The following is a 22,997-nucleotide window of genomic DNA, read 5'->3' on the forward strand; positions in this document are numbered from 1 at the left end:
CTTCGAATGCAAATTGTATACGTCTGCATGCAATTCTTCGCAAGCGTTCCGGGCCGCCGCGTTTCGGGCTATGGCCGGCCGGAGGAGATCTCGGGATGAAGGCGAGCGACTCGGAGCGCCCCAGCGGCGCCGGCGCCTACGAGCGCCTGCTGCGCGCGATCGAGGAGGGCGAACTCGCCCCCGGAAGCCGGCTGCGCGAAGCCGAGCTCGCGGAGCGGTTCCAGATCAGCCGCACGCCGGTGCGCGAGGCGCTGGGACGGCTGGAGGCGCAGGGCCTCGTCGCCCACGAGCCGCACCGGGGCGCGAGCGTGGCGCAGCTCGATTACGGGCAGGTCAGCGAACTCTACGACATGCGCGAGGTGTTGGAGGGGACGGCGGCCCGCCTCGCCGCCGTTCACGCCAGCGCGGTCGAGACCGAGATCCTGGAGGAGATGGTCGCCCGGGACCGGGGACTGCTCGGCGACGCGCCGGCGCTTGCGCGGACCAACCGCCTGTTCCACCGGCAGATCCACGGGGCGGCCCGCAACCGCTTCCTGCAGGGCACGCTGGAGACGATGCGCCTGTCGCTGGTGCTGCTGCCGGGCGCCACCACCCTGGCGTCCCCCGACCGTGCCGCGGAGTCGCTCGCCGAGCACGCCGCCATCGTGGCGGCGATCCGCGCCCATGACGGCGACGCCGCCGAGGCGGCGGCGCGCGCCCATATCCGGGCCGCCTTCAAGGCGCGGATCCGGATCTGGCAGGAGAGCTGAACCCGGTCGTGGTTTCGAAAGGTCGAGACCTTCGCGGGTCCAGGGCAGAGCCCTGGTGCCGAGCGAAGCTCGAGACAATCAGGGCTTTGCCCTGACGACCCACCAAAGGGCACGCCCTTTGGAAACCCGAACTCCTCAGGCGTGGGCGGGGACGCGCTCCACCTGCGGGCGACCCCGGAACAGCGCGAGCGTCGCCACGATGCCGCAGGCGGCCGCCGCCATCAGCCAGTAGCTGGGGGAGGCCCGGTCGCCGGTCTTCTCGATCAGGAAGGTCGAGACCATCGGGGTGGCGGTGCCGAACAACGCGGTGGCGAGGCTGTAGGCCAGCGAGAAGCCGCTCGCCCGGACATGGGCCGGCACCACCTCGGAGAGCGAGACCACCATCGCGCCGTTGTAGACCCCGAAGAAGAACGAGAACCACAATTCGACCGCCAGCATCTTGCCGAAGGTCGGGTCGGCCACGAGCCAGTGCAGGGCCGGGTAGGTCGTCAGCAGCGACAGGACCGAGATCGTCAGCAGCACCGGCTTCCGGCCGATCGCGTCGGACAGCGCACCGCCCACCGGCAGCCAGATGAAGTTGGTGATCGCCACGCACAGGGTCACGATCAGGCTGTTGGTCTCGGTGAGCTTAAGGACGGTCTTGCCGAAGGTCGGGGTGTAGACGGTGATCATGTAGAAGGTCACCGTCGTCATCGTGGTCAGCATCATGCCGAGGAGCACGATCCGCCAATTGGCGGCGACCGTCGTCAGGATCTCGCGGGTGCCGGGGTGATGGGTGCGCTTGGCGAAGGCCTGCGTCTCCTGCAGCGAGCGCCGGATGAAGAAGATGAACGGCACGATCAGGCAGCCGATCAGGAACGGGATCCGCCAGCCGAAGTCGCCAATCTGCTGCTTGGTCAGGAAGGCGTTCAAGCCATAGCCGATCAGGGCCGCGAACAGGATCGCCACCTGCTGGCTCGCCGATTGGAACGAGGTGTAGAAGCCGCGCCGCTGCGGGGTCGCGATCTCGAACAGGTAGATCGAGACGCCGCCGATCTCGACGCCCGCCGAGAAACCCTGGAGCAGGCGGCCGGCCAGCACGATGAGCGGCGCCGCGACGCCGATCGTGTCGTAGCTCGGGCAGAAGGCGATCAGCACCGTGCCGCTCGCCATGATGGCCAGGGTGACGATCAGACCCTGCCGGCGGCCGATCCGGTCGATATAGGCGCCGAGCACGATCGCCCCGAGGGGGCGCATCAGCGCCCCGAGCCAGAAGGTGCCGAAGGTGAGCAGGAGCTCGGTGGTCTCGTTGCCCGAGGGGAAGAACGCCCGCGCGATGTAGCTGGCGTAGAACCCGAACAGGAAGAAGTCGAACATCTCCAGGAAGTTGCCGCTCGTCGCGCGCAGGATCGCACCGATCCTCGATTTGAGGGTCGCCTCGACGGCACCTGGATCACCGGCCATGGTCAAACGCTCCCTGCGGGGCCGGTCAGACCCCGATCCACTTCATCGCGATGATCGTGCCCGTCACGGTGAGCGCGCCGCCGATGCGGGTCGCGATCTGCGCAAACGGCATCAGCGCCATCCGGTTCGCCGCCGTGAGGATCGCGACGTCGCCGGTGCCGCCCTGGCCGCTGTGGCAGGCGTTCACGATGGCGGTCTCGATCGGGTACATACCGAGCCACCGACCCACGAAGAAGCCCGTGACCATCAGCGTCGCCACGGTCGACACGATGGTGATCAGGTTCACCAGCGTGAAGGCGGCCATCAGCTCGTGCCAGGGGGTCAGCGCCACGCCGATGGCGAAGAGCAGCGGGTAGGTCATCGAGACCTGGACGAACTTGTAGACCACGAAGCCGCCGGCCTGGAGATGGGGCGACACCGCGCTGGCGAGCTTGGCGAACACCGCCAGGAACAGCATCGCCACCGGCGCCGGCAGGCCGACCAGGTGATGCGCCATGACGCCGAGCAGGTACAGGGTGATGGCGGTGAGCCCCGCCGCGCCGATCGTGGCGGGATCGATCTGGCCCCGCGCCGCCTCGGACTTGGCCTGCGCGTCGCTGGACTTGATGCCGTCCGAATCCGGCTGGAGCCGGCCCTCGCCGGTGAGGTGGGGATAGCGCTTGCCCACCGAGTTGAGGGTGCCGGAGAAGATGATCGCGGTCAGCGAGCCGAGCATCACCGGCGGCAGGACCTGGGCGAAGATGACCCCCTGCTGCTGGCCGAGGATCGCCGCGTAGCCGATCGAAAGCGGGATCGCGCCCTCGCCGACGCCGCCCGCCATGATCGGCACGACGATGAAGAAGAAGGTCTTGTACGGCCCGAGGCCCAGCAGCGTCCCGACCAGGGTGCCGACCAGGGCCGCCGCCACCGAGCCGGTGGCCAGCGGCGCGAAGATCTTGAGGAAGCCCTTGATCAGGACCTCGCGGTCCATGCCGAGGATCGAGCCGACGATGATCGTGGCGATGTAGATGTAGAGGAAGTTGGTGAACTTGGTGAAGTCGGTGATCGCCTTGACCATCTGCGGCGGCACCAGCGCGTAGTAGACCAGCGCCGAGGGGATGAAGGTCGCGAAGATCGCGCCCGCGCCGATGTTCTTGAGGATCGGGATCCGCTTGCCGATCTCCGCGCAGGTGAAGCCGCCCATCACCAGCACGGCGATCATGGTCGGCCCGTCGGGCTTGATCTCGCCCTCCTGGACCAGGATCACGATCAGCGCGGCGAGGATGACGTAGACCGGCAGCGGGATGATGCCGATCTTGAAATCGACCAGCCGCCACCAGCGCTCCGGCCAGAATCGGGTCGTGCGCGTCCCCTCGACGCGGGTCTCGACCGGTGCCGGTATCGGGCTCGGCGACGCAGTGCTGGTCATGGACGTCCCCCCGGATGCCTCTCGACCCGTCGGCGGCTCAAGGCCCTCACGCATGATCTTGCGCCGGCCGATGACCGTCGCGTCATGTCAAGACCCGCACAGCCGGCGGAAATAAAGTGACATTCGGCGTATCAGCAGGGCCGGAGGGCGGCAACGCGCTGCCGGGAACAAAGTGCCCGACCTGTTCCGCGGGCGGGGATTACAAGCCCACGCCCGACGAAGGCGGCACGATCCGCCCTCTCCCCGTGGCCCCGGCCACGGGCACGACGCAGGACCGGGCCTGACAACGCCTTACCGGCGCAGAGGATCAGAAGTCGCGCTGGACGCGGAGGCGGACGTGGGTCATCGAATCCTGCGTCGCGGTGTGGGGCAGGACGGCACCGCTGTTGATGGCCGCCACGTTGGCATAAGCCGTCGGGCTCTTGTCGGAATCGATCACACGACCCTTCCTGACGCCGATCTGGGTGTAGAAGGCCTCGACGCCGATATCGAGGTCGGCCACCGGCGACCAGATGAGGCTCGCCCCGGCCGCGACTTGGTAGGTGTCGCGCAGCGCTTGGCTCAGCTGGTAGAAGCGGGTGCCCGGGACGCCGACGGCGTCGACACCGAAGTCGCCCGTGCCGTTCGCACTGGCGAGGCCGCACAGGGCCCCCTGGGCCAAGCGGGCGCCAGCGGAGAAATCCTGCTCGCCATAGGAGGCGAACAGGGCCGAGCGCCACTCGGGTGACCAGTAGTGCAGGAACGCCGCGACGGCCGAGAAGCTGGTCGAGGTCTGGAGCTGGCCGGTGAACGGGTTGATCGACGCATCCGCGAAGTATTGCTCGAACTTCTGCGTGTCGAAGCCCGTGTTCGATTGCCGGTAGCACCCCGCGATCATGCAGTAGCCGGCGTAACTCTGGGCACCGTCGGCGTAGGCACCCTGGAGATAGACCGTGTCGCCGGCCGCGATGGCGGGCAGGTTGATCTGCACGCCGCCCTGGACGGCCCAGCCCTGGACCGACCGAGTGTGCGGGATGCCGGTGAGCACGCCGCCCGTGCCGGCCGCAACCGCGGTCGACAGGTTGCCGACGTTGAGTTCGTGCGTGGCGGCCGAGAGCTGCGCGGAGCCCCACGCCTGATCGGTCCGCAGGGCGGCGACGACGTCGGGCAGACGTGAGCGCTGGACCGGGTCGACGGTGCCGTAGCGCGTCGGCAGGCCGTCGGCATAGGCGACGAAGACCGGGCTTGCCGGCGGCCCGGAGAGCGGCGCGAAGACCGGCGAGCGGGTGTTGACCGGGTCCTCGACCGAGAGCGTCGCCGACAGGCCCTCCCCGAAGGTCGCCGTGTAGGCGAGCACGGTGGTGGACGAATTATCGGAGCCCGAGGTGGCGCCGTAGAACTCGAAATCGTGGGCGTAGAAATCGTAGAACGAGGACGCGCGACCAGCGGTCAGCCCGGCGAACTGGATGAACGCCTTGTCGACATTCATGTATTGCTGCGTGCGACCCGCCTCGTCGACGCCGGTGGCGCCATAGGCCTGGCCGATCCGCAGCATGGTCGCGGTGTGGATGACCCCGGTGCGGGAGGCGGCTTCGAGGCGCGCGAAGGCGCGGAGCGTGCCGTAGGCGGTCTGGGTGCGCGCATCGAGATTGAAGCGCAGCAGGCCGCGATAACCCGATGTGTCGCCGCTGGCGCCGGGCTGCCGGCTGGACGCGGTCTGGTAGGCCCCCTCGAACCGGGCGCGGCCGGAGATGCGCAGGCAGGTGTCGGTGCCGGGGATGTAGAAGAAGCCGGCTCCGTCGGCGGTGCAGACGCGGACAGACTCGGTCGGCGCCGTCTTCTTGACGGGCAGGTCGGCGGCCCGTGCGGCCCCCGCGGCCGCGCACGCGGCCACAGTCCCGAGCAGGGAGCGCATCAGCGATGTCATCGAAACCCCCGATTGATTTTATAGATCGATTATTCCGATTTTTTCTTATTTCGATCGTGTATCACGGTACTGAAACATACCATTCGAATATACTTACGACCAAAAATCGTCTTTAACATTGATATTTGATGATTAGACTTATCCCACGACACAAGTACCCAAGTCAGTTCGGTCCTTCAGTTATCGTTTTACATCCCGCAATATAACTTCAGCTTCAGCCAAGTAAGTTTTGGATTATAAAATCGGTCTATCATGTTGAGCACAAACGCTCAGAATAATTGGTTCACGGTACGATCAGTTCATTTCGCTGGCCGAGACTTTCGATCGGTGAGAACACGTTCGGGTTGAAGCAGACGGGTTTTCTTCGTTGTTCGGTCAGCCAGAGCGAGGATGGGCGGCCATCTGGGCGATGCCGGGCGAATCGCGCCTGCGCCTGCGCGCATTCCATCAACGGCAGCGCCCCGGAAACGCGCACCGTGCAGGGCGTGGCGGACCGACGATCGATCTTGCCCGGCGAAAGCCGGTGAACCAGCGCCGAGTCGGGGCAGAAATCCGCGTCGTCCCGGCGCAAGCCTGCACGCGGGACAACGGATGCTGCGATGAAAAGAGGCTTGGCGGGGAGCCAAGCCTCGGAAGTCGGTTCGCACGAGGGCCGGCGTCGGGACCGTGATCCCGGCGCCGGCATTGCGGATTAGAAGTCGCGCTGGACGCGGAAGCGGATCTGCGAGACAGAATCCTGTGTCGCCGTCCGAACCGGACCGCCGGCATTGATCTGGCTGACCCGACCGTACGCGCCCGGGTCCTTGTCGAGATCGATCACCCGGCCGCTCTTGACGCCGAGTTGGGTGTAGTAACCCTCCACGCCGATATCGAGGTCCTTGACCGGCGACCAGATCAGGCTCGCGCCGGCCACGAACTGGTAGGTGTCGCGCAACGCCTGGCTCAGCTGATAGAAGCGGGTGCCGGGCAGCCCGACGGTGTTGTTGCCGCTTCCGCCGATGACATTGTAGATTGCGCCCTGGCCGAACCGGGCGGTCTTCGCGAAGTTCTGCTCGCCGTAGGAGCCGAAGAAGGCCGAGCGCCACTCCGGCGACCAGTAGTGCAGGTAGGATCCCACCGCGGAGAAGCTCTGCGAGGTCTGCAGCTGTCCGGTGAACGGGTTGACCGTCGCATCGGAGAAGTATTGCAGGAACTTCTGGCCTTGGATCGTGCCGCTGGCGCCGTACGTGTTGTACGATCCAGCCCAGTTAGAGTAGCCGGTATACATGTCCGCGCCGTCGCCGTAGGCGCCCTGGAGGTAGAGGGCGTCGCCCGGAGCGACGAACGGCGCGTTAACCTTCAGGCCGCCTTGAACCGCCCAGCCCTGGACGCTCCGCGTATGGGCGATCGCGACGTTCGCGCCGGGGACCGACGTGGCCATGTTGCCGACGTTCAGCTCGTGGGTGGCGGCGGAGATCTGAGCCGAGCCCCACGCCTGGTCGAGGCGCAACACGCCGACGAAGTCGGGCAGGCGCTCGCGCTGAACGACGTCGACGTTGCTGGCGGCGACCGGGACACCCAGCCTGTTATACGCGACCACGACGGGGGCGAGCGGGCTGGTGCCGCCGGTCGGCGCGAAGATCCCGCTGCGACGGTAGACAGGGTCTTCAACCGAGAGCGTCGCCGACAGGCCGTTCCCGAAGGTCGCCGTGTAGGCGAACAGGTTGGTTGACGCGATATCCGAGCCAGCCGTGTTGCCGGTGATCTCGAAGTCGTGGGCGTAGAAGTCGAAGAACGAGGACGCGCGACCGGCGGTGAGCCCGGCAAATTGGATGAACGCCTTGTCGACGTTCACGAATTGCTGCGCACGCCCGATCTCGTCGACGCCCGTAGCATTGTAGGCTTGGCCGATACGCGCCTGCGTACCGGAGGTGCCGATGCCGGAATAACCGGTGCGGGCGCCGGCATCGAGGCGCACGAAGGCGCGCAGGGTGCCGTAGGCGGTCTGGGTGCGGGCATCGAGGTTGATGCGCATCCGGCCCTGGTAGCCCGACGTGTCACCACCGGTTCCCTGACGCGACGAACTGGTCATGTACCCGCCCTCGAACCGGGCACGGCCCGAGACGCGCAGGCAGGTGTCGGTGCCAGGGATGTAGAAGAAGCCGGCCCCATAGGCGGAGCAGACGCGGACGTACTCGATCGGCGCCGCCTTCTTGATCGGAAGGTCGGCGGCGTGCGCGGCGCCCACCGCCGCGAACGCGGCAGCCGACCCGAGCATCGAGCTCTTCAAGAGCTTCATAGATATCTCCAAGGCTTCGAGACCCGATAGCACCGTTCACGCAGTCTATTCCTGCGTTGGCGGCTTATTGTTTGCGCAGCTTGCCTGTTGATGGCAAAGCTGTTCGGGATCTCGTTATCGAGATGCTCCGATGCCTGGGCACATTGTGCAAACAAGATCGCGGTCGCAACTTTGATCAACGCATAAGAATAGTGTCGGTTGGAAACGTTGCACGTATGCAACAAATATAATATTGATATAGACCGTCAATGCGCCGGGCGATCCTACAATACAGTCGCGGATTTTTGGCGGATCAATTCTATGATGTTTTGTCCTATCGATCTTATAGCAATCACGACGTCAGATAGATTTTCAGAATCTACGCGCCCCCTCGACCGCATGACTGCACCCGCGCCGCGGTCGACTTGCACGCTGTGCGCGCACCGCCCGCCTCTGCTCGCAACCAAAACGGAAATGGCGCCGCGACGGCGGGTCCAGCGCAGACTCAAGGGCGCGCCTGATTCTCGGTCGGATCGCAGCGCGACTGCGCGGAATGTCAGGGATGGCCGGATCGCGGGCCTGCAGCGAACCCCCGCGAAGTCATGGCCGGGCTCAGGATGCCCCCCAGGGGCAACCGCCATCGGGCCGCCAAACCGGTCTGGATTCGGGCTGCGGCCGTCCTCATCGGGGACGGCTGCCCCGCCCTGCCCTGATCGGCACACGCTACGGAGGCCTGGGGCGGGGCGCCGTGGTGCGGTATGGGCGGGTGCCCGAGCCGTACCAGCCGCGACCTCGGCGGCCACGCCCCGGGGCCATCCGCTTGCGGTTCCGCAGACCGGGTCCGGTCACGCCGGTTCAGGATCGAATGCGGGCGGCGCCGGTCGCGCTCGGTCACGACCGTCGATGCCCAACCCGGACGCGTACAGCCGGGAAAGGCCCCAGGCGTCGCGCCTCCGTCGGGCTCACGACGCGCGAAGGTCTATCGAATCGACCGGCGCAACAAAAAAGGCCCGGCCGAAGCCGAGCCCTGAGATGAGAAGCACGAGGCAATCGGCCGGGGCCGAAGCCCCGGCGTCTTGGATCAGAAGTCGCGCTGGACGCGGAAGCGGAACGAGGACACGCCGTCCGAAGTCGTGGTCCGCGGCACGAAGGTGCCGGCATTGATGGCCGCGACGTTGGCGTAGGCGGTGGGGCTCTTGTCCTTGTCGATCACCCGACCGTTCTTGACGCCGATCTGGGTGTAGTAACCTTCGACACCGATATCGAGGTCCTTCACCGGCGACCAGATGATGCTGGCGCCCGCCACGAACTGGTAGGTGTCACGCAGCGCCTCGCTCAGGGCATAGAAGCGCGTGCCCGGCGTACCGACGGCGTTCGCACCGAAGTTGATCAGCCCGAACGGATTGGCGACCGCGTAGGCGATGCCCTGGGCCGCACGGGCTGCCTGCGAGAAGTTCATCTCGCCGTACGACCCGAAGAAGGCCGAGCGCCACTCAGGCGTCCAGTAGTGGAGGTAAGACGCCGTCGCGCTGAAGCTCGTCGACTGCTGCAGCTGGCCCGTGAACGGGTTGACCGTCGCGTCGTTGAAGAACTGGTTGAACTTCTGGCCCTGGATCGTGGCCGCGTTCTGCGAGTAGGAGCCGCTGAACGCGGAGTAGCCGGTATAGAGCTGAGCGCCGGAGCCGTAGGCACCCTGCAGGTACAGGGCGTCGCCCGGCGCGATGAACGGCGTGTTGATCTTCAGGCCGCCCTGCACCGCCCAGCCGTACGAGTTGCTGGTGTGCGGGATGCTGATGTTCGAGCCGCTGCCGGTGCCGGCGCCGTTGGCGACGTTACCGACGTTCAGCTCATGCACGGCGGCCGACAGCTGGGCCGAGCCCCAGGCCTGATCGAGGCGCAGAGCACCGACGACGTCGGGCATGCGCGACCGCTGGATCACGTCGACGAAGCTGTACCGGGTCGGCTGGCCGTTGGTGTAGCCGATGAACACTTCGGCCGGCGAGTTGCCCTGCGCGAAGGTCGCGAGGTTCGCGTTGACCGTAGCACCGGCCGGGTTGTTCGAGGCCGAGAAGATCGGGCTGCGGCGGAAGACCGGGTCTTCGGCCGAGATCGTGGCCGACAGGCCGTTGCCGAACGTCGCCGTGTAGGCGAGCAGGTTGGTGGAGGCAATATCCGAACCGGCGGTGGCGCCAGCGAACTCGAAATCGTGGGCGTAGAAGTCGAAGAACGAGGAGGCGCGACCGGCGGTCATGCCGGCGAACTGGATGAACGCCTTGTCGACGTTCACGAACTGCTGGTCACGGCCGAAGCTGTCGATGCCGAGGCCCGGATAGGCCTGACCGATGCGCTGCTGGGTGCCGGAGGTGCCGACGCCGGAATAGCCGGTGCGGGCGCCGGCATCGAGGCGGACGAAGGCGCGGAGCGTGCCGTAGGCGGTCTGGGTGCGGGCATCGAGGTTGATGCGCATCCGGCCCTGGTAGCCCGAGGTGTCGCCGCCGTTGCCGTTCTGGCGCGAGTAGCTGGTCATGTACCCGCCCTCGAACCGGGCGCGGCCCGAGACGCGCAGGCAGGTGTCGGTGCCGGGAATGTAGAAGAAGCCGGCGCCGTAGGCGGTGCAGACGCGGACGTATTCGATCGGCACAGCCTTCTTGACCGGCAGATCGGCGGCGTGCGCGGCGCCCACCGCCGCGAACGCGGCAGCCGACCCGAGCAGCGAGCCCTTCAAGAGCTTCATCGATATCTCCAAAGCTTCGAGACCCAAGAATGCGGACGTGCCCGGTTGACCGGATCTAGCCGCACGTTTTGTAGACTTGGCCTGCGTCTTGAGCGGCAGGCTCTTGCGGGCTCTCGCTTGGCGATGCCCCCGTGCACCCTCACCATGTGCGAACGGGTTTCGGGCGGCAACGCGGAATCTCGACTATTGCCGCGGTTCCGACTGGATGTTGCGCGCTGGCAACAATTTTGGGGCGCTCTGGCCTCTAACCAGATTGGGGAGGCCGGTCTCGCGCTTATTTCTAGAGCGTCTTCGGCCTCGAATAGCCCGGCGCCCGTATTCGCGCGCCGGACGATTCGTGTCTCGAGTCCCGGCCGGCCACCGTTGCTGGCGGCACTACGTGGGACGGCCCGGTTCCATTGCCGGCTTACATGGGCGGGGTGAGGCCGTCCTTGCCGACCGCGACGCGCCGTGCCGCGAGGTGGCCGTCATCTTCGCGCGCGACGACCACGAACGCCTTGGCGCCCGGCTTGAGCGCCGAGGCATCGGCCGGCGCGAAGGTGACGACCGGCGCCTGCGGCGGCACCAGGACCTGGATGGATTGGCCCTTGCCGTAATCGACGGTCAGCGTCCGCTCGGCCCCGCCGCCGCTCGCCCGCACGGTGCCGTTGGTCATGGCAGACTTCACCCGGGGGGCGTCGGGCGCGGTCGAGCGGGTGTCGGCCTTCACGGTGCCGTTGGTCATCGCGCTCTTCACCTGCGCGCCGCCGGCCGTGTGATCCGGGATCATGTCCCAGTCATAGTGCCCCTCGCCGGTGCCGCGCATCGCCTCGGGGAACAGCACGACCTCCAGCGCCACCGGGGGCTCGCCCTTGGTGGCCGTGCCGATGAATACGCCGTCCTTGATTTCGTCCAGGCTCGCCGGGATGACCCACGAGACCTTGGCGTCCGGCGGCAGCGCCACGGATTCCGACTTGCCGTCGATGGTCTTGAGCGTGAAGCCGTCGCCCTTGACCGCCTCCACGGTCCCGCGCAGGCGCTCGACCTTCGGGGCCGCCTGCGCACCCGTGGTGATGGCCAGCAGGCTCATCAGGGCGAGCGTCGTAATCTTTGCCATGTGGGGTCCTCTTGATGCCGCCGGAGATGATCGCGACCGGCGGGACGTGGTGCAGCGGGCGGCGCAATCAGCCCCTGGGGCCTGCGGCATCCGCACCCGCTTATCGCCCCCGCACCCGGGCCGGTTACATGTCCCCGGCTGGCCCCAGCTGGCTCAGGTAGGGGGCGGCCGCCGCTTCGGCAGCCGCTTCGATCGCCCGGTACCGCGCCACGACGTCGGCTCCGAACTCCGAGAGGCGCGCGCCGCCCCCGGCCCGGCCGCCCGTCTGCGCCTCGACCACCGGGCGGCCGAAGCCGGTATTCATCGCCTCGACCAGCAGCCACGCGCGCCGGTACGACATGCCCAGCGCCCGCCCGGCCCCCGCGATGGAGCCGTGCGCGGCGATCATTTCCAGCAGGCGCACCTTGCCGGGGCCGAGCCGGTGCCCCGGCCCGAGATCGATGCGGATACTCAGGCGCGGCACCGACCCCGCGTCAGGCCTGCGCGTCGACGGTCCGGTCGCCTCGCTCAGGCGGGCAGCACCAGCAGGGCGAGACCCGCCATCGCGACACCGGCACCGAGGGCCGGTGCGGCCCGGGTGGCGCCGAGGCGGGACCCGGCAACGCCGAGGCCGATCCCGGCCGCATGGAGCAGCGCCGTCGCGGCCAGGAAGCCGAAGCCGAACGTCAGGCCCGAGGCGGTCTCCGGCATCTCGGCCCCGTGGGCGTAGCCGTGGAACACCGCGAAGACCCCGACCAGGGCGGCGAGCAGCGCCACCGGCGCCCGCAGGCCGACCATGGCGGCGAGGCCGAAGACCACGATGGAGAGCGCGATCCCGGTCTCGGCGTAGGGCAGCGCGATGCCGGCCATGCCGAGCCCCGCCCCCGCGCTCATCAGCGCCAGAAAGGACAGGGGCAGCGCCCAGAGGGCCCGCCCGCCCCGGAGCGCCGCCAGCAGGCCGACGGCGACCATCGCCAGCACGTGATCGGCTCCCATCAGCGGATGCAGGAAGCCCGCCTCCGCGCCGGTGGCGACGCCGTGGCCCGGATGGGCGAGCGCCGCCTGCGGCAGCAGCGCGAGCGCGGCCGGGATGGAGGCGGCGAGAGAGGCGGTGAGATGGCGCTTCATAGGGGGTCCTTCGCTGATGCTGTAAGATGTAGCGCCCATCGGCGGCCACTGCGAGGCCCCCGCCCATACTGCATGACGCGGCCTATAAGGTCATCGCCTCGTGGACCTCGCCGGGCTCGAACGGCTCCACGAAGGCAGCCCCCAGCCCATGGGTGAAATGCCGCATCACCCGGGCCGGCTTCTGCCCGACCCGGATCGTCGCGCCGAGTTCCACCGTCTGGTCGATGAGCAGGGCCGCGCCGGACGCCGAGATATTGAGCACGTGCCCCGTCAGGGCATGGCCGCCCTCGAGCGTCACGACGACCACCTTCTGCTTTGGGACGATGCGGTGATCGATCCGGATCCGCTCCATGCGGAAATCCTGGGCGCGGGACAGCGTGATGAACTGACGCGCCAAGCCGGCGAGCGCTGGCCCGCCCCCGCGGACCGAGGCGACGAATTCCTGGCCCGCCGCTCGATCTATCCGCGCGTGCAGGAGGCCGATATGCCGGATGCTGCAGGTGAGATCCTCGCCCGGGATCAGGAGCGATGACGAGCGGAAACGGATTCCCTCCACGGAGACGTCGGTGGTGATCGCGTAAAAATCACGACGGCTCTGAGTCCAACATAGGGCCGGCAGGATGATACGATGTCGCGGGCCATGCATGTCCTTCATCGACGCCTTTGAGACATCGCAACGCTCTGCGGCAGAAAGATCTGCCGATCGATGCAGAGAATTGCTAAAATTTGTCTTATGCGCTGCGAAGTTTGATTTCCTGACGACGCATTTGTCATTCCAATTACTTCTGCGTATTCACAATTACTTGCCGCATGAAGATCGCAATCTGCTGCTCTCGATACGCCTTCGACCCCGCCCAAACCAACTGAATATAAGATGCAGCTTGACCGTCTGGCATGGATGCTGCCTTGGGATTGTGCATGCCACGGAGGTGCGCAACACTCTTTGCCACCTTCGGATCGGCCCTGGCCGATCGCATCCTTCCGCCCGCGCCAGCCTCCGGACCGCCGTCATGTTGCGTCTCGCCGCCTGCCTCTTCGCCGGACTGATCCTGTCCGGACCCGCTGCCGCGCAGACCCTGCGCTACGGCATGATGGAGGATCCGGACGCCCTCGACCCGACGCTCGCCCGCACCTTCGCGAGCCGGATGGTGTTCGCGGCGCTCTGCGACAAGCTCGTGGATATCGGCCCGGATCTGAAGCCGGTGCCGCAGCTCGCGACCTCCTGGGAGCTGTCGCCCGACGAGAAGGCGCTCACCATGCATCTGCGGCCGGACGTGCTGTTCCACGACGGCGAGAAGCTCGATGCCGCCGCGGCCAAGTACTCGATCGAGCGGCACATGAAGATGCCGGGCTCGCAGCGCCGCTCGGAGATCGCGCCGATCGACTCGGTGGACGTGGTCGACGACCTGACCTTCCGCATCAACCTGAAGCAGCCGTTCGCGCCGCTGCTCGCGCAGTTCACCGACCGGGCCGGCATGATGGTCTCGCCGAAGGCCGCCGAGCGGCTGGGCGACAAGTTCGCCTCCGCGCCGGTCTGCGCCGGTCCGTACAAGTTCGTCGAGCGGGTGCCGCAGGACCGGATCGTGGTCGAGCGCTTCCCCGACTACTGGAACAAGGACGCGATCCACATCCAGCGGATCGAGTTCCGGCCGATCCCCGACGCCACGGTACGGCTCACCAACCTGCGGGCCGGGCAGCTCGACCTGCTGGAGCGCCTCGCCCCCACCGACGTGCCGCAGGTGAAGCGCGACGCCAAGCTGAAGCTCGACTCGACCTACGAGCTCGGCTTCCAGGAGATCCTGTTCAACCCCAACAAGGCCGGCTCGCCGGTCTCCGACCCGAAGGTGCGCGCCGCCTTCGAGGCCGCCATCGACCGCAACGCCATCAATCAGGTGGTCTACAACGGCGAGTTCCTAGCCGGGAACCAGTGGGTCAACCCGAAGAACCCGAACTACGTCGCCGAGTACCCGATCCCGAAGCGGGACGTCGCCAAGGCCAAGGCCCTGCTCGCCGAGGCCGGCAAGCCGAACCCGCAGATCACGCTGACCGTCTACGCCAACAGCGAGTCGCCCCAGGTCGGTCAGGTGATCCAGGCGATGACCAAGGAGGCGGGCTTCGACGTGAAGCTCCAGGCCGTGGACTTCACCACGGCGCTCGATGCCGCCGACAAGGGCAATTACGAGGCGCAGCTCTATTCCTGGAGCGGCCGCTCGGACCCGGACGGCAACACGTTCAGCTTCCTGTTCTGCAAGGCGGCGCTGAACTATCCCAAGTACTGCAGCCCGGAGGCCGACGCGGCCCTTCAGGCCGAGCGCGGCACCGTCGACCCGGCCAAGCGCAAGGCCGCCTGGAAGGCCCTGGCCGATCAGGTGCTGAAGGACCGGCCCGGCATCTACATCCTGCACCGCAAGCTGCTCTGGGCCTACAGCCAGAAGATCACCGGCTTCGTGCCCTATCCGGACGGGCTCGTGCGCTTCACCGGCCTGAAGCTCAACTGACGCTGCGCGCCTGATGCTTCGCTTCCTGGCGCGCCGCCTCGCCCTGGCGGTCCCGACCCTGATCCTCGCCTCGATGATCATCTTCGCCCTGCAGCAATTGCTGCCGGGCGATGTCGCCACGGCGCTGACCGGCGAGGAGCGCGACCCGCAGGTGATCGCGTTCATCCGCGAGAAGTACCACCTCGATGAGCCCCTGCCGGTGCGCTACGCCTACTGGGCGGGCGGGGTGCTGCGGGGCGATCTCGGCGAGTCGATCCGGTTGCAAAAGCCGGTCTCCGAGCTGATCGTCGAGAAGCTGCCGGTCACCCTCGAACTCGCCTGCCTCGCCATGCTGGTGGCGCTGGCCATCGGCGTACCGATGGGCGTGCTCTCGGCGGTCAAGCGCGGCCAAGCCGCCGACACGATCGCCAACGGCATCGCCCTCTGGGGCCTGTCGGTGCCGAATTTCTGGCTGGGGATCCTGCTGATCCTGCTGTTCTCGGTGCAGCTCGGCTGGCTGCCGGCTTCGGGCTACGTCTCGCCCTTCGAGAGCCTGTCCGAAAACCTCGCCGCCATGGTGATGCCGGCCTTCGTGCTCGGCAACGCCATCGCGGCGGTGATGATGCGCCATACCCGGGCCGCGATGCTCGGCGTGCTCGGCTCCGACTACGTCCGCACGGCCCGCGCCAAGGGCGTCTCGCCCCTGCGGGTCACCCTGCGGCACGCGCTGCCGAACGCCGCGATCCCGATCATCACCCTGGGGGCGCTGGAATTCGGGCAGCTCCTGTCGGGGGCGGTGCTCACCGAGCAGGTGTTTTCCGTGCCGGGCTTCGGCAAGCTGATTGTCGATGCGGTGTTCAACCGGGATTTCGCCACCGTGCAGGGCGTCGTGATCTGCACGGCCGCCACCTACATCGCCCTGAACCTCGCCGCCGACCTGCTCTCGGCCGCCGTGAACCCGAAGCTGAGGCGGGCATGAGCGCAATGATTGCCCGCGCCTCGCTCTCGCAGTCTTCAGAGCTGCGACTTCGGGAGTTACAATTGAGTGCACAGAGTGAAGCGCGGGTCCCCTCTCCCGAGCGGGAGAGGGACAGGGTGAGGGAGGAGAACTCTCCGGAAAGACCTGATCCCTCACCCCAACCCTCTCCCGCACGGGAGAGGGAGCGCGTCGCATCTCGCACTGGCCGGCCTGAAACCATCATGGGCTGCGCTGAAAAGCAGTGTGCGCGGATCGTACTCATCGCTGCCAACCCCGCGAGCCCCCGATGAGCACCGGCACCCCCATCGCCGAAGCCACCGGCCTCGCGGCCCCCGCGGGCGCGCCGGCCCTCATCCAGGAACCCGGCACCCTTAAAGCCTTCTGGCGGCGCCTGCGCGCGCGCAGGAGCGCGGTGGCGGGCCTCGTCATCGTCGGCCTGCTGATCCTGATGGCGGTGTTCGCCCCCTGGATCGCGCCCTACGACCCGACCGCCACCGACTGGGCCAACGTCCGCGGGGCGCCGAGCCTCGCGCACCCGTTCGGCGGCGACGAGGTCGGGCGCGACGTGCTCTCCCGGATCATCTTCGGCGCCCGGGCCTCCCTCGGCGCCGGCCTCGTCTCGGTGGCGCTCGCGGTCTCCCTCGGCCTGCCGCTCGGCCTGCTCGCCGGCTATGCGGGCGGCTGGATCGACGGGGCGATCTCCCGGCTCACCGACGCGCTCCTGGCGATTCCCTTCCTGATCCTGGCGATCGCGCTGGCCGCCTTCCTGGGCCCGAGCCTCGTCAACGCGATGATCGCGATCGGCCTCTCGGCGACCTCAACCTTCATCCGGCTCACTCGGGCGCAAGTCCGCGCCGTGGCGGCGGAGGAGTTCGTGGAGGCGGCCCGCGCCATGGGCAACCCGCCCTGGCGGATCGCCCGGGTCCACATCCTGCCCAACATCGTCCCGGCGATCCTCGTCCAGGCGACGCTGACCATCGCGGCGGCGATCATCGCGGAGGCGAGCCTGTCGTTCCTCGGCCTCGGCCAGCAGCCGCCCGAGCCGTCCTGGGGCGCGATGCTCAACACCGCCAAGAACTTCATGGACCAAGCCCCCTGGATGGCGATCTGGCCCGGCCTGTCGATCTTCCTGGCGGTGCTCGCCTTCAACCTGTTCGGCGACGGCCTGCGGGACGCCCTCGACCCGAGGCAGCGCACATGACGAAGCCCCTGTTGGACGTCCGCGACCTCGCGGTCGCCTTCGACACCGATGGCGGCGCGGTCCACGCGGTCAACGGCGTCTCCTACACGCTGCACGAGGGCGAGACGCTGGGGATCGTCGGCGAATCCGGCTCCGGCAAGAGCGTCCACGTGCTCGCCATGCTGGGCCTGATCCCGCGGCCGCCCGGCCGCATCACCGGCGGGCAGGTGCTGTTCGAGGGCCGCGACCTCCTCGCCCTGAAAGAGCGGGAGCTGCGGAAGATCCGCGGCGGCGCGATCGGCTTCGTGTTCCAGGATCCGATGAGCTCGCTCAACCCCGGCATGACGGTGGCGGCGCAGATCATCGAGCCCCTGCGCATCCATCTCGGCCTCGACGCCCGGGCCGCCCGCGCCCGGGCGAAGGAACTCCTCGACCTCGTCCGCATCCCGAACGCGGCAGCGCGCCTCGACCAGTACCCGCACGAGTTCTCCGGCGGCCAGCGCCAGCGGGTGATGATCGCCATCGGGTTGAGCTGCCGGCCGAGGCTGCTGATCGCCGACGAGGCGACCACGGCGCTGGACGTCACCGTCCAGGCCGAGATCGTCGCCCTGGTGCAGGAGCTGAAGCGCGAGCTCGGCATGGCGATCATCTGGATCACCCACGACCTCGGCGTGGTGGCCGGCATCAGCGACACCGTGCAGGTCATGTATGCCGGCCGCATCCTGGAGCGCGGCCCGGTCGACGACATCTTTTCGGACCCGCGCAACGCCTACACGCTGGGGCTGCTCCGCTCCCTGCCGGATCTCTCCGGCGGGCGCGCCGGGCGCCGCCGCCTGCACCAGATCGAGGGCGCGCCGCCGGACATGCGCTACCCGCCGCCGGGCGATCCGTTCGCGCCGCGCAACGCCTTCGCCACGTCGCGCTGCCGGACCGAGATGCCGCCGCTGGCCCAAGCCCCGGGGGCCGCCCCCGGCCACCTCGTCGCCGCCTGGTACGACCTGCCGATGCTCCTGGCCGCGGAGGCCGCCCGATGAGCGTTCAGGATGACCCGATCGTCTCGGTGCGCGACCTGTCCAAGCATTATCCCCTGCGCTCGTGGTGGGGCGGCAAGGCGTCGGTGTTCCGCGCCGTCGAGGGCGTGAGCTTCGACATCCGTCCCGGCGAGACCCTGGGGCTCGTGGGCGAATCCGGCTCCGGCAAGTCGACCATCGGCCGGGCCGTGACCATGCTCAACCCGCCGACCTCCGGCACGATCGCGTTCGAGGGCACCGACCTCGCCAAGCTCTCGGCGGGCGCGATGCGCAAGATGCGCGCGCGGATCCAGACCGTGTTCCAGGATCCCTACGCGGCCCTCAACCCGCGGATGAGCGCCGGGGACTACGTCGCGGAGGCGTTCAAGCTGCACCGGCGCGACATGCGGGCTCCGGAGCGGCGGGAGGCGGTGGCGGCCCTGTTCCAGCGGGTCGGGCTCGATCCGCGCTTCATGGGGCGCTACCCGCACCAGTTCTCGGGCGGCCAGCGCCAGCGCATCTGCATCGCCCGGGCGATCGCCCTGAAGCCGAGCTTCATCGTCGCCGACGAGCCGATCGCAGCCCTCGACGTCTCGATCCAGGCCCAGGTGGTGAACCTGCTCCAGGATCTGCAGGACGAGATGGGCCTGTCCTACCTGTTCATCTCCCACGACCTGCGGATGGTGCGCTACCTCTGCCACCGGGTCGCGGTGCTCTGGCGGGGGCGCATCGTCGAGCTGGCCGAGGCCGACGCCCTCTACGAGGATCCGCGCCACCCCTACACCCGCCGCCTGCTCGCCGCCGTGCCGGTGCCGCACCCGGCCGAGGAGCGCGCCCGCCTCGCCGCCCGGGACCTCGCCGGCCACGACCAGCCACCCGACGGGCCGCTCATCGAGGTGGCGCCGGGGCATTGGGTTGCGCTGCCGGAGGGGAGGCACGCGTGACGACCTTACACGGTCTCTCCCTTTCTCCACCTCATCCTGAGGTGCCCGCGCCAGCGGGCCTCGAAGGAGGGCCCCAGCCGGCCGCGCGATCCCTGGAGGCCTCCTTCGAGGCCTCCGCTTCGCTCCGGCACCTCAGGATGAGGTGGTGTTTTGGATCAGGCAGCCTCCAAACCGTTTAGGACAGCAGGACATCCCGTGAGAGACTTCTCCGCCCCCGGCCGCTCCCCGGTCTACGCCGCCAACGCCGCCGTCGCGACCTCGCACCCGCTCTCGACGCTGGCCGCCATCGAGGTGCTGCGTTCGGGCGGCAACGCCGTCGATGCGGGCATCGCGGCGGTCGCCGTACAATGCGTGGTCGATCCGCTGATGACCGGCATCGGCGGCGACTGTTTCGCGCTCTACGCCCCCGCGGGCGCCGCCAAGCCCGTCGCCCTCGACGGTTCGGGCCGGGCGCCAGCCGCCGCGACGCCCGACTGGTACGTCGAGCACGGCGTCACCATCACGCCGACCTCGCCGCACGCCGTGACGGTGCCCGGGGCGGTCGCGGCCTGGGATCTTCTGGTGCGCGAGCACGGCACCCGGTCGCTGGGCGAGCTGCTGCAGCCGGCGATCCGCTATGCGGAGGACGGGTTCGTCGTCCAGCAGCGGGTGGGCTGGGACTGGCTGCGCGGCGCCGAGCGCGTCGCCGCCGATCCCCACGCCGCCGAGACCTACCTGCCCGGCGGACAGGTGCCGGCGATCGGCAGCGTCGTCCGCCTACGGAGGCTCGCCGCGACGCTCCGTACGATCGCCGAGGCGGGCGCGCGCGCCTTCTACGCGGGCCCCATCGCCGAGGACATGGTGAGCCGGCTGAACGCCCTCGGCGGCCTGCATACGCTGGACGATTTCGCCGCCGCGCAGCCCGACATCGTCACGCCGGTCTCGACCCGCTACCGCGGCTACGACGTCTACGAGTGCCCGCCCGCCGGCCAGGGACTGGCGGCGCTGATGATGCTCAACGTGCTGTCGCATTACGACGTCGGCGCCCTCTCGGAGCTCGACCGGCTCCACCTCTTCGCCGAGGTCTGCAAGCAGGGCTACCATCACCGGGACGTCCTGTTCGGCGATGCCGCGCTGGCCAAGGTGCCGGTCGAGCACCTGCTCTCCGACGCCTGGAAAGCCGCCGCCCACGGGGCGATCGACATGGGCCGGGCGCGCCCGCCGGAGATCTACCCTGAGATCGCCCGGGAGGTCGCGGAGGGCCGCGCCCACAAGGACACGGTCTATCTCTGCGTGGTCGACCGGGACGGCAACGCGCTGTCGCTGATCAACTCGATCTTCCAGGGCTTCGGCTCGGGGATCCTGGCGCCCGAGAGCGGCGTGCTGCTGCACAACCGCGGCCTGTCGTTCCGCACGGAGGGCGGCCACCCGAACAGCGTCGGGCCGGGCAAGCGGCCGATGCACACGATCATCCCCGGCATGCTGATGAAGGACGGGCAGGCGGTCGCGCCGTTCGGCGTCATGGGCGGCCACTATCAGGCCATGGGCCATGTCGAGCTGCTGTCCGGTCTGCTCGACCGGGGCCTCGACGTGCAGGCGGCCCTCGATGCCCCGCGCAGCTTCGCCTACGGCGGGACCCTGGAGGTGGAAGGTGGGATTCCCGACGCCGTGATGGCGGGACTGATCGAGCGCGGCCACCCGGCGATCCGCGCGCCGCTGCCGCTCGGCGGCGGGCAGGTCATCTGGATCGACCGCAAGGCCGGCACGCTGGCGGCCGGCTCGGACCCGCGCAAGGACGGGGCGGCGCTGGGGTATTGAGGGGCTTGCATGGGACCATCCCATCCACCCCCCCCCTCATCCTGAGGTGCCCGCGTCAGCGGGCCTCGAAGGAGGGTTCCAGGGATCGCAGGTCCATCTGGAGGGCTCCTTCGAGGCCTCCGCTTCACTCCGGCGCCTCAGGATGAGGTGAATTGGTTGGAAGCCCGGGGACCGGAACACCGATCATCCCGATCCCACCAGCCAACTAGTCGATATCCTCGACCGCCTCGCCGCCGCCATAGACCCGCTGGGCGAGCGAGGCCTCCATGAACGGGTCGAGGTCGCCGTCGAGCACCTCGTCCGGGTCGGTGGACTGGGTGCCGGTGCGCAGATCCTTCACCAGCTGGTACGGCTGGAGCACGTAGGACCGGATCTGGTGGCCCCAGCCGATATCGGTCTTGGAGGCGGCCTCGGCGTTGGCCTTCTCCTCGCGCTTCTTCAGCTCCGCCTCGTAGAGCCGGGCGCGCAGCATGTTCCAGGCGGTCGCCCGGTTCTTGTGCTGCGAGCGCTCCTGCTGGCACGCCACCACGATCCCGGTCGGATTGTGGGTGATGCGCACCGCCGAGTCGGTGGTGTTGACGTGCTGGCCGCCGGCGCCGGACGACCGGTAGGTGTCGATCCGGCAATCGGATTCCTTGATCTCGATCTCGATCCGGTCGTCGATCACCGGATAGACCCAGACGCTGGCGAAGCTGGTGTGCCGCCGGGCGCTGGAATCGTAGGGCGAGATCCGCACCAGACGGTGCACGCCGGACTCGGTCTTGAGCCAGCCATAGGCGTTGTGGCCCTTGATCAGGAGCGTAGCACCCTTGATCCCGGCCTCCTCGCCGTCGGTCATCTCGACGACCTCGACCTTGTACTTCCGGCGCTCGGCCCAGCGGGCATACATGCGCTGGAGCATGTTGGCCCAGTCCTGGCTCTCGGTGCCGCCGGCCCCGGCATGCACCTCGAGATAGGTGTCGAACCCGTCGGCCTCGCCGGACAGCAGGGTCTCGACCTGCCGGCTCGCGGCCTCCTTCTCGACCGCCAGGATCGCCGCCTCGCCCTCGCGGATCGAGGATTCGTCACCCTCCATCTCGCCGAGTTCGATCAGCGTGGCGCCGTCCTCGAGGTCGCGCTCCAGCTTCTTGATCGCCGTAACGGCCTCGTCGAGCTGCTGGCGCTCGCGCATGACCTTCTGGGCGGCCTCGGCATCGTTCCAGAGGTCGGGGTTCTCGGAGGCTGCGTTCAGCTCCGCGAGGCGTTTATCGACTGTATCCCAGTCAAAGATGCCTCCTCAGCAGCCCTATAGACTGCTTGGCGGCATCCGAGGCTTGCTCGATCTCGGCGCGCATCTGGTTTTTCGGGAATGGGGTGCGGGAAACGGGTTCGGTGTCGGGCCGGGGTGATAGCCCCCGGGGACCGGCCTGTAAACGCCGCCCCGCCGCCGCGGCCTCCAACCCGTGCGGCGCCCGACCGCAGGGATGCCCGCGAGCCGGTCCGCGCCGGGCGCGTTGTCGGGCACCAACCGCACGGACACGGAGGAGCGCACAGATGGCGGATGACGATCACGCGGCGACGTGGAAGGACTTCAACGAGGCCGTCAACATGACGCCGGCCGCGCTGAAGAAGCACCTCGACAGCGACGCCAGCAAGGAGGTCGGCCAGAAGAAGGAGGGCGGCGAATCCACCGGCCACGAGATGGGCCGGCGCATCCTGGCCATCAAGGACAAGAAGAAGGCGGATCTCACGGACGACGACTACGCCGCGATGGGCAAGGTCGTGAGCTACGTCCACCGCCATCTCAAGCAGGGCGGCGCATCCCGGAAGGACCCGGACTCGGCTTGGCGGATGTCCCTGATGAACTGGGGCCACGATCCGCAGAAGGATTGAAGGCCAGTTTGCCCCGGGCCGCGGTCGTCCGGGGCAGA

Annotated in this window: 19 protein-coding genes; 8 read left to right on the plus strand and 11 right to left on the minus strand. The window is 68.3% G+C overall.

Annotated features, from left to right (window positions below):
- Positions 1-95 precede the first annotated feature (95 nt).
- Positions 96-749, plus strand: coding sequence for a GntR family transcriptional regulator (locus AAHG09_RS03075; protein ID WP_342105285.1), 654 nt, complete (start codon positions 96-98; stop codon positions 747-749).
- A 135-nt stretch (positions 750-884) separates the two neighbouring features.
- Here AAHG09_RS03075 and tcuC read toward each other — a convergent pair whose 3' ends face one another.
- The 10 genes from tcuC to AAHG09_RS03125 all read right to left on the minus strand — a co-directional run bounded on the left by tcuC (position 885) and on the right by AAHG09_RS03125 (position 13,256).
- The gene (gene tcuC / locus AAHG09_RS03080) at positions 885-2,192 is read right to left on the minus strand and encodes an MFS transporter (protein WP_342105286.1); all 1,308 of its coding nucleotides are present in this window, start codon (positions 2,190-2,192) and stop codon (positions 885-887) included.
- Between the two features lie 25 nt (positions 2,193-2,217).
- The gene (locus AAHG09_RS03085) at positions 2,218-3,600 is read right to left on the minus strand and encodes a 2-hydroxycarboxylate transporter family protein (protein ID WP_342105287.1); all 1,383 of its coding nucleotides are present in this window, start codon (positions 3,598-3,600) and stop codon (positions 2,218-2,220) included.
- A gap of 307 nt (positions 3,601-3,907) precedes the next feature.
- Positions 3,908-5,506 (minus strand): porin, encoded by a 1,599-nt coding sequence (locus AAHG09_RS03090; protein ID WP_412759976.1) that lies wholly within the window; start codon positions 5,504-5,506, stop codon positions 3,908-3,910.
- A 283-nt stretch (positions 5,507-5,789) separates the two neighbouring features.
- Entirely contained in the window at positions 5,790-6,077 is a 288-nt protein-coding gene (locus AAHG09_RS03095; protein WP_342105292.1) for a hypothetical protein, read from the minus strand.
- 120 nt (positions 6,078-6,197) lie between these two features.
- Complete coding sequence (locus AAHG09_RS03100; RefSeq protein ID WP_342105294.1) at positions 6,198-7,784, minus strand: porin; 1,587 nt, start codon at positions 7,782-7,784, stop codon at positions 6,198-6,200.
- Between the two features lie 1,060 nt (positions 7,785-8,844).
- Complete coding sequence (locus AAHG09_RS03105) at positions 8,845-10,497, minus strand: porin (RefSeq protein WP_342105296.1); 1,653 nt, start codon at positions 10,495-10,497, stop codon at positions 8,845-8,847.
- A 406-nt stretch (positions 10,498-10,903) separates the two neighbouring features.
- Positions 10,904-11,593 (minus strand): metal ABC transporter permease, encoded by a 690-nt coding sequence (locus tag AAHG09_RS03110; RefSeq protein ID WP_342105298.1) that lies wholly within the window; start codon positions 11,591-11,593, stop codon positions 10,904-10,906.
- 124 nt (positions 11,594-11,717) lie between these two features.
- Positions 11,718-12,056: a winged helix-turn-helix domain-containing protein gene (locus AAHG09_RS03115; RefSeq protein ID WP_342105299.1), complete on the minus strand. Its 339-nt coding sequence runs from the start codon at positions 12,054-12,056 to the stop codon at positions 11,718-11,720.
- 44 nt (positions 12,057-12,100) lie between these two features.
- Entirely contained in the window at positions 12,101-12,700 is a 600-nt protein-coding gene (locus AAHG09_RS03120; RefSeq protein WP_342105300.1) for a HupE/UreJ family protein, read from the minus strand.
- An 82-nt stretch (positions 12,701-12,782) separates the two neighbouring features.
- On the minus strand, positions 12,783-13,256 hold the full coding sequence (locus AAHG09_RS03125) for a PilZ domain-containing protein (RefSeq protein ID WP_342105301.1): 474 nt from the start codon (positions 13,254-13,256) through the stop codon (positions 12,783-12,785).
- Positions 13,257-13,710: 454 nt separating this feature from the next.
- Between AAHG09_RS03125 and AAHG09_RS03130 the strand changes: the two genes are divergently transcribed.
- The 6 genes from AAHG09_RS03130 to AAHG09_RS03155 all read left to right on the plus strand — a co-directional run bounded on the left by AAHG09_RS03130 (position 13,711) and on the right by AAHG09_RS03155 (position 21,087).
- Positions 13,711-15,198, plus strand: a complete 1,488-nt coding sequence (locus AAHG09_RS03130) for an ABC transporter substrate-binding protein (RefSeq protein WP_342105302.1) — start codon at positions 13,711-13,713, stop codon at positions 15,196-15,198.
- Positions 15,199-15,211: 13 nt separating this feature from the next.
- On the plus strand, positions 15,212-16,156 hold the full coding sequence (locus AAHG09_RS03135; RefSeq protein ID WP_342105303.1) for an ABC transporter permease: 945 nt from the start codon (positions 15,212-15,214) through the stop codon (positions 16,154-16,156).
- 286 nt (positions 16,157-16,442) lie between these two features.
- Entirely contained in the window at positions 16,443-17,357 is a 915-nt protein-coding gene (locus AAHG09_RS03140; protein ID WP_342105304.1) for an ABC transporter permease, read from the plus strand.
- A complete protein-coding gene (locus AAHG09_RS03145) occupies positions 17,354-18,370 on the plus strand; it encodes an ABC transporter ATP-binding protein (RefSeq protein WP_342105305.1) in 1,017 nt (338 codons plus the stop codon). Before AAHG09_RS03140 ends, AAHG09_RS03145 begins: the two co-directional genes overlap by 4 nt.
- On the plus strand, positions 18,367-19,290 hold the full coding sequence (locus AAHG09_RS03150) for an ABC transporter ATP-binding protein (protein ID WP_342105306.1): 924 nt from the start codon (positions 18,367-18,369) through the stop codon (positions 19,288-19,290). Before AAHG09_RS03145 ends, AAHG09_RS03150 begins: the two co-directional genes overlap by 4 nt.
- 195 nt (positions 19,291-19,485) lie before the next feature.
- On the plus strand, positions 19,486-21,087 hold the full coding sequence (locus AAHG09_RS03155; RefSeq protein WP_342105307.1) for a gamma-glutamyltransferase family protein: 1,602 nt from the start codon (positions 19,486-19,488) through the stop codon (positions 21,085-21,087).
- A 205-nt stretch (positions 21,088-21,292) separates the two neighbouring features.
- Here the strand turns inward: AAHG09_RS03155 and prfB are convergent.
- Positions 21,293-22,421 (minus strand): peptide chain release factor 2 gene (gene prfB, locus AAHG09_RS03160; RefSeq protein WP_100794053.1). Its coding sequence is split into 2 segments (ribosomal slippage): positions 21,293-22,351 and positions 22,353-22,421, totalling 1,128 coding nucleotides; the frame shifts between segments, so codons are not numbered across the junction.
- A gap of 199 nt (positions 22,422-22,620) precedes the next feature.
- Between prfB and AAHG09_RS03165 the strand changes: the two genes are divergently transcribed.
- Entirely contained in the window at positions 22,621-22,959 is a 339-nt protein-coding gene (locus AAHG09_RS03165; RefSeq protein ID WP_342105308.1) for a DUF3140 domain-containing protein, read from the plus strand.
- Positions 22,960-22,997 lie beyond the last annotated feature (38 nt).

The organism is Methylobacterium guangdongense (assembly GCF_038442355.1).
GTDB lineage: Bacteria > Pseudomonadota > Alphaproteobacteria > Rhizobiales > Beijerinckiaceae > Methylobacterium > Methylobacterium guangdongense.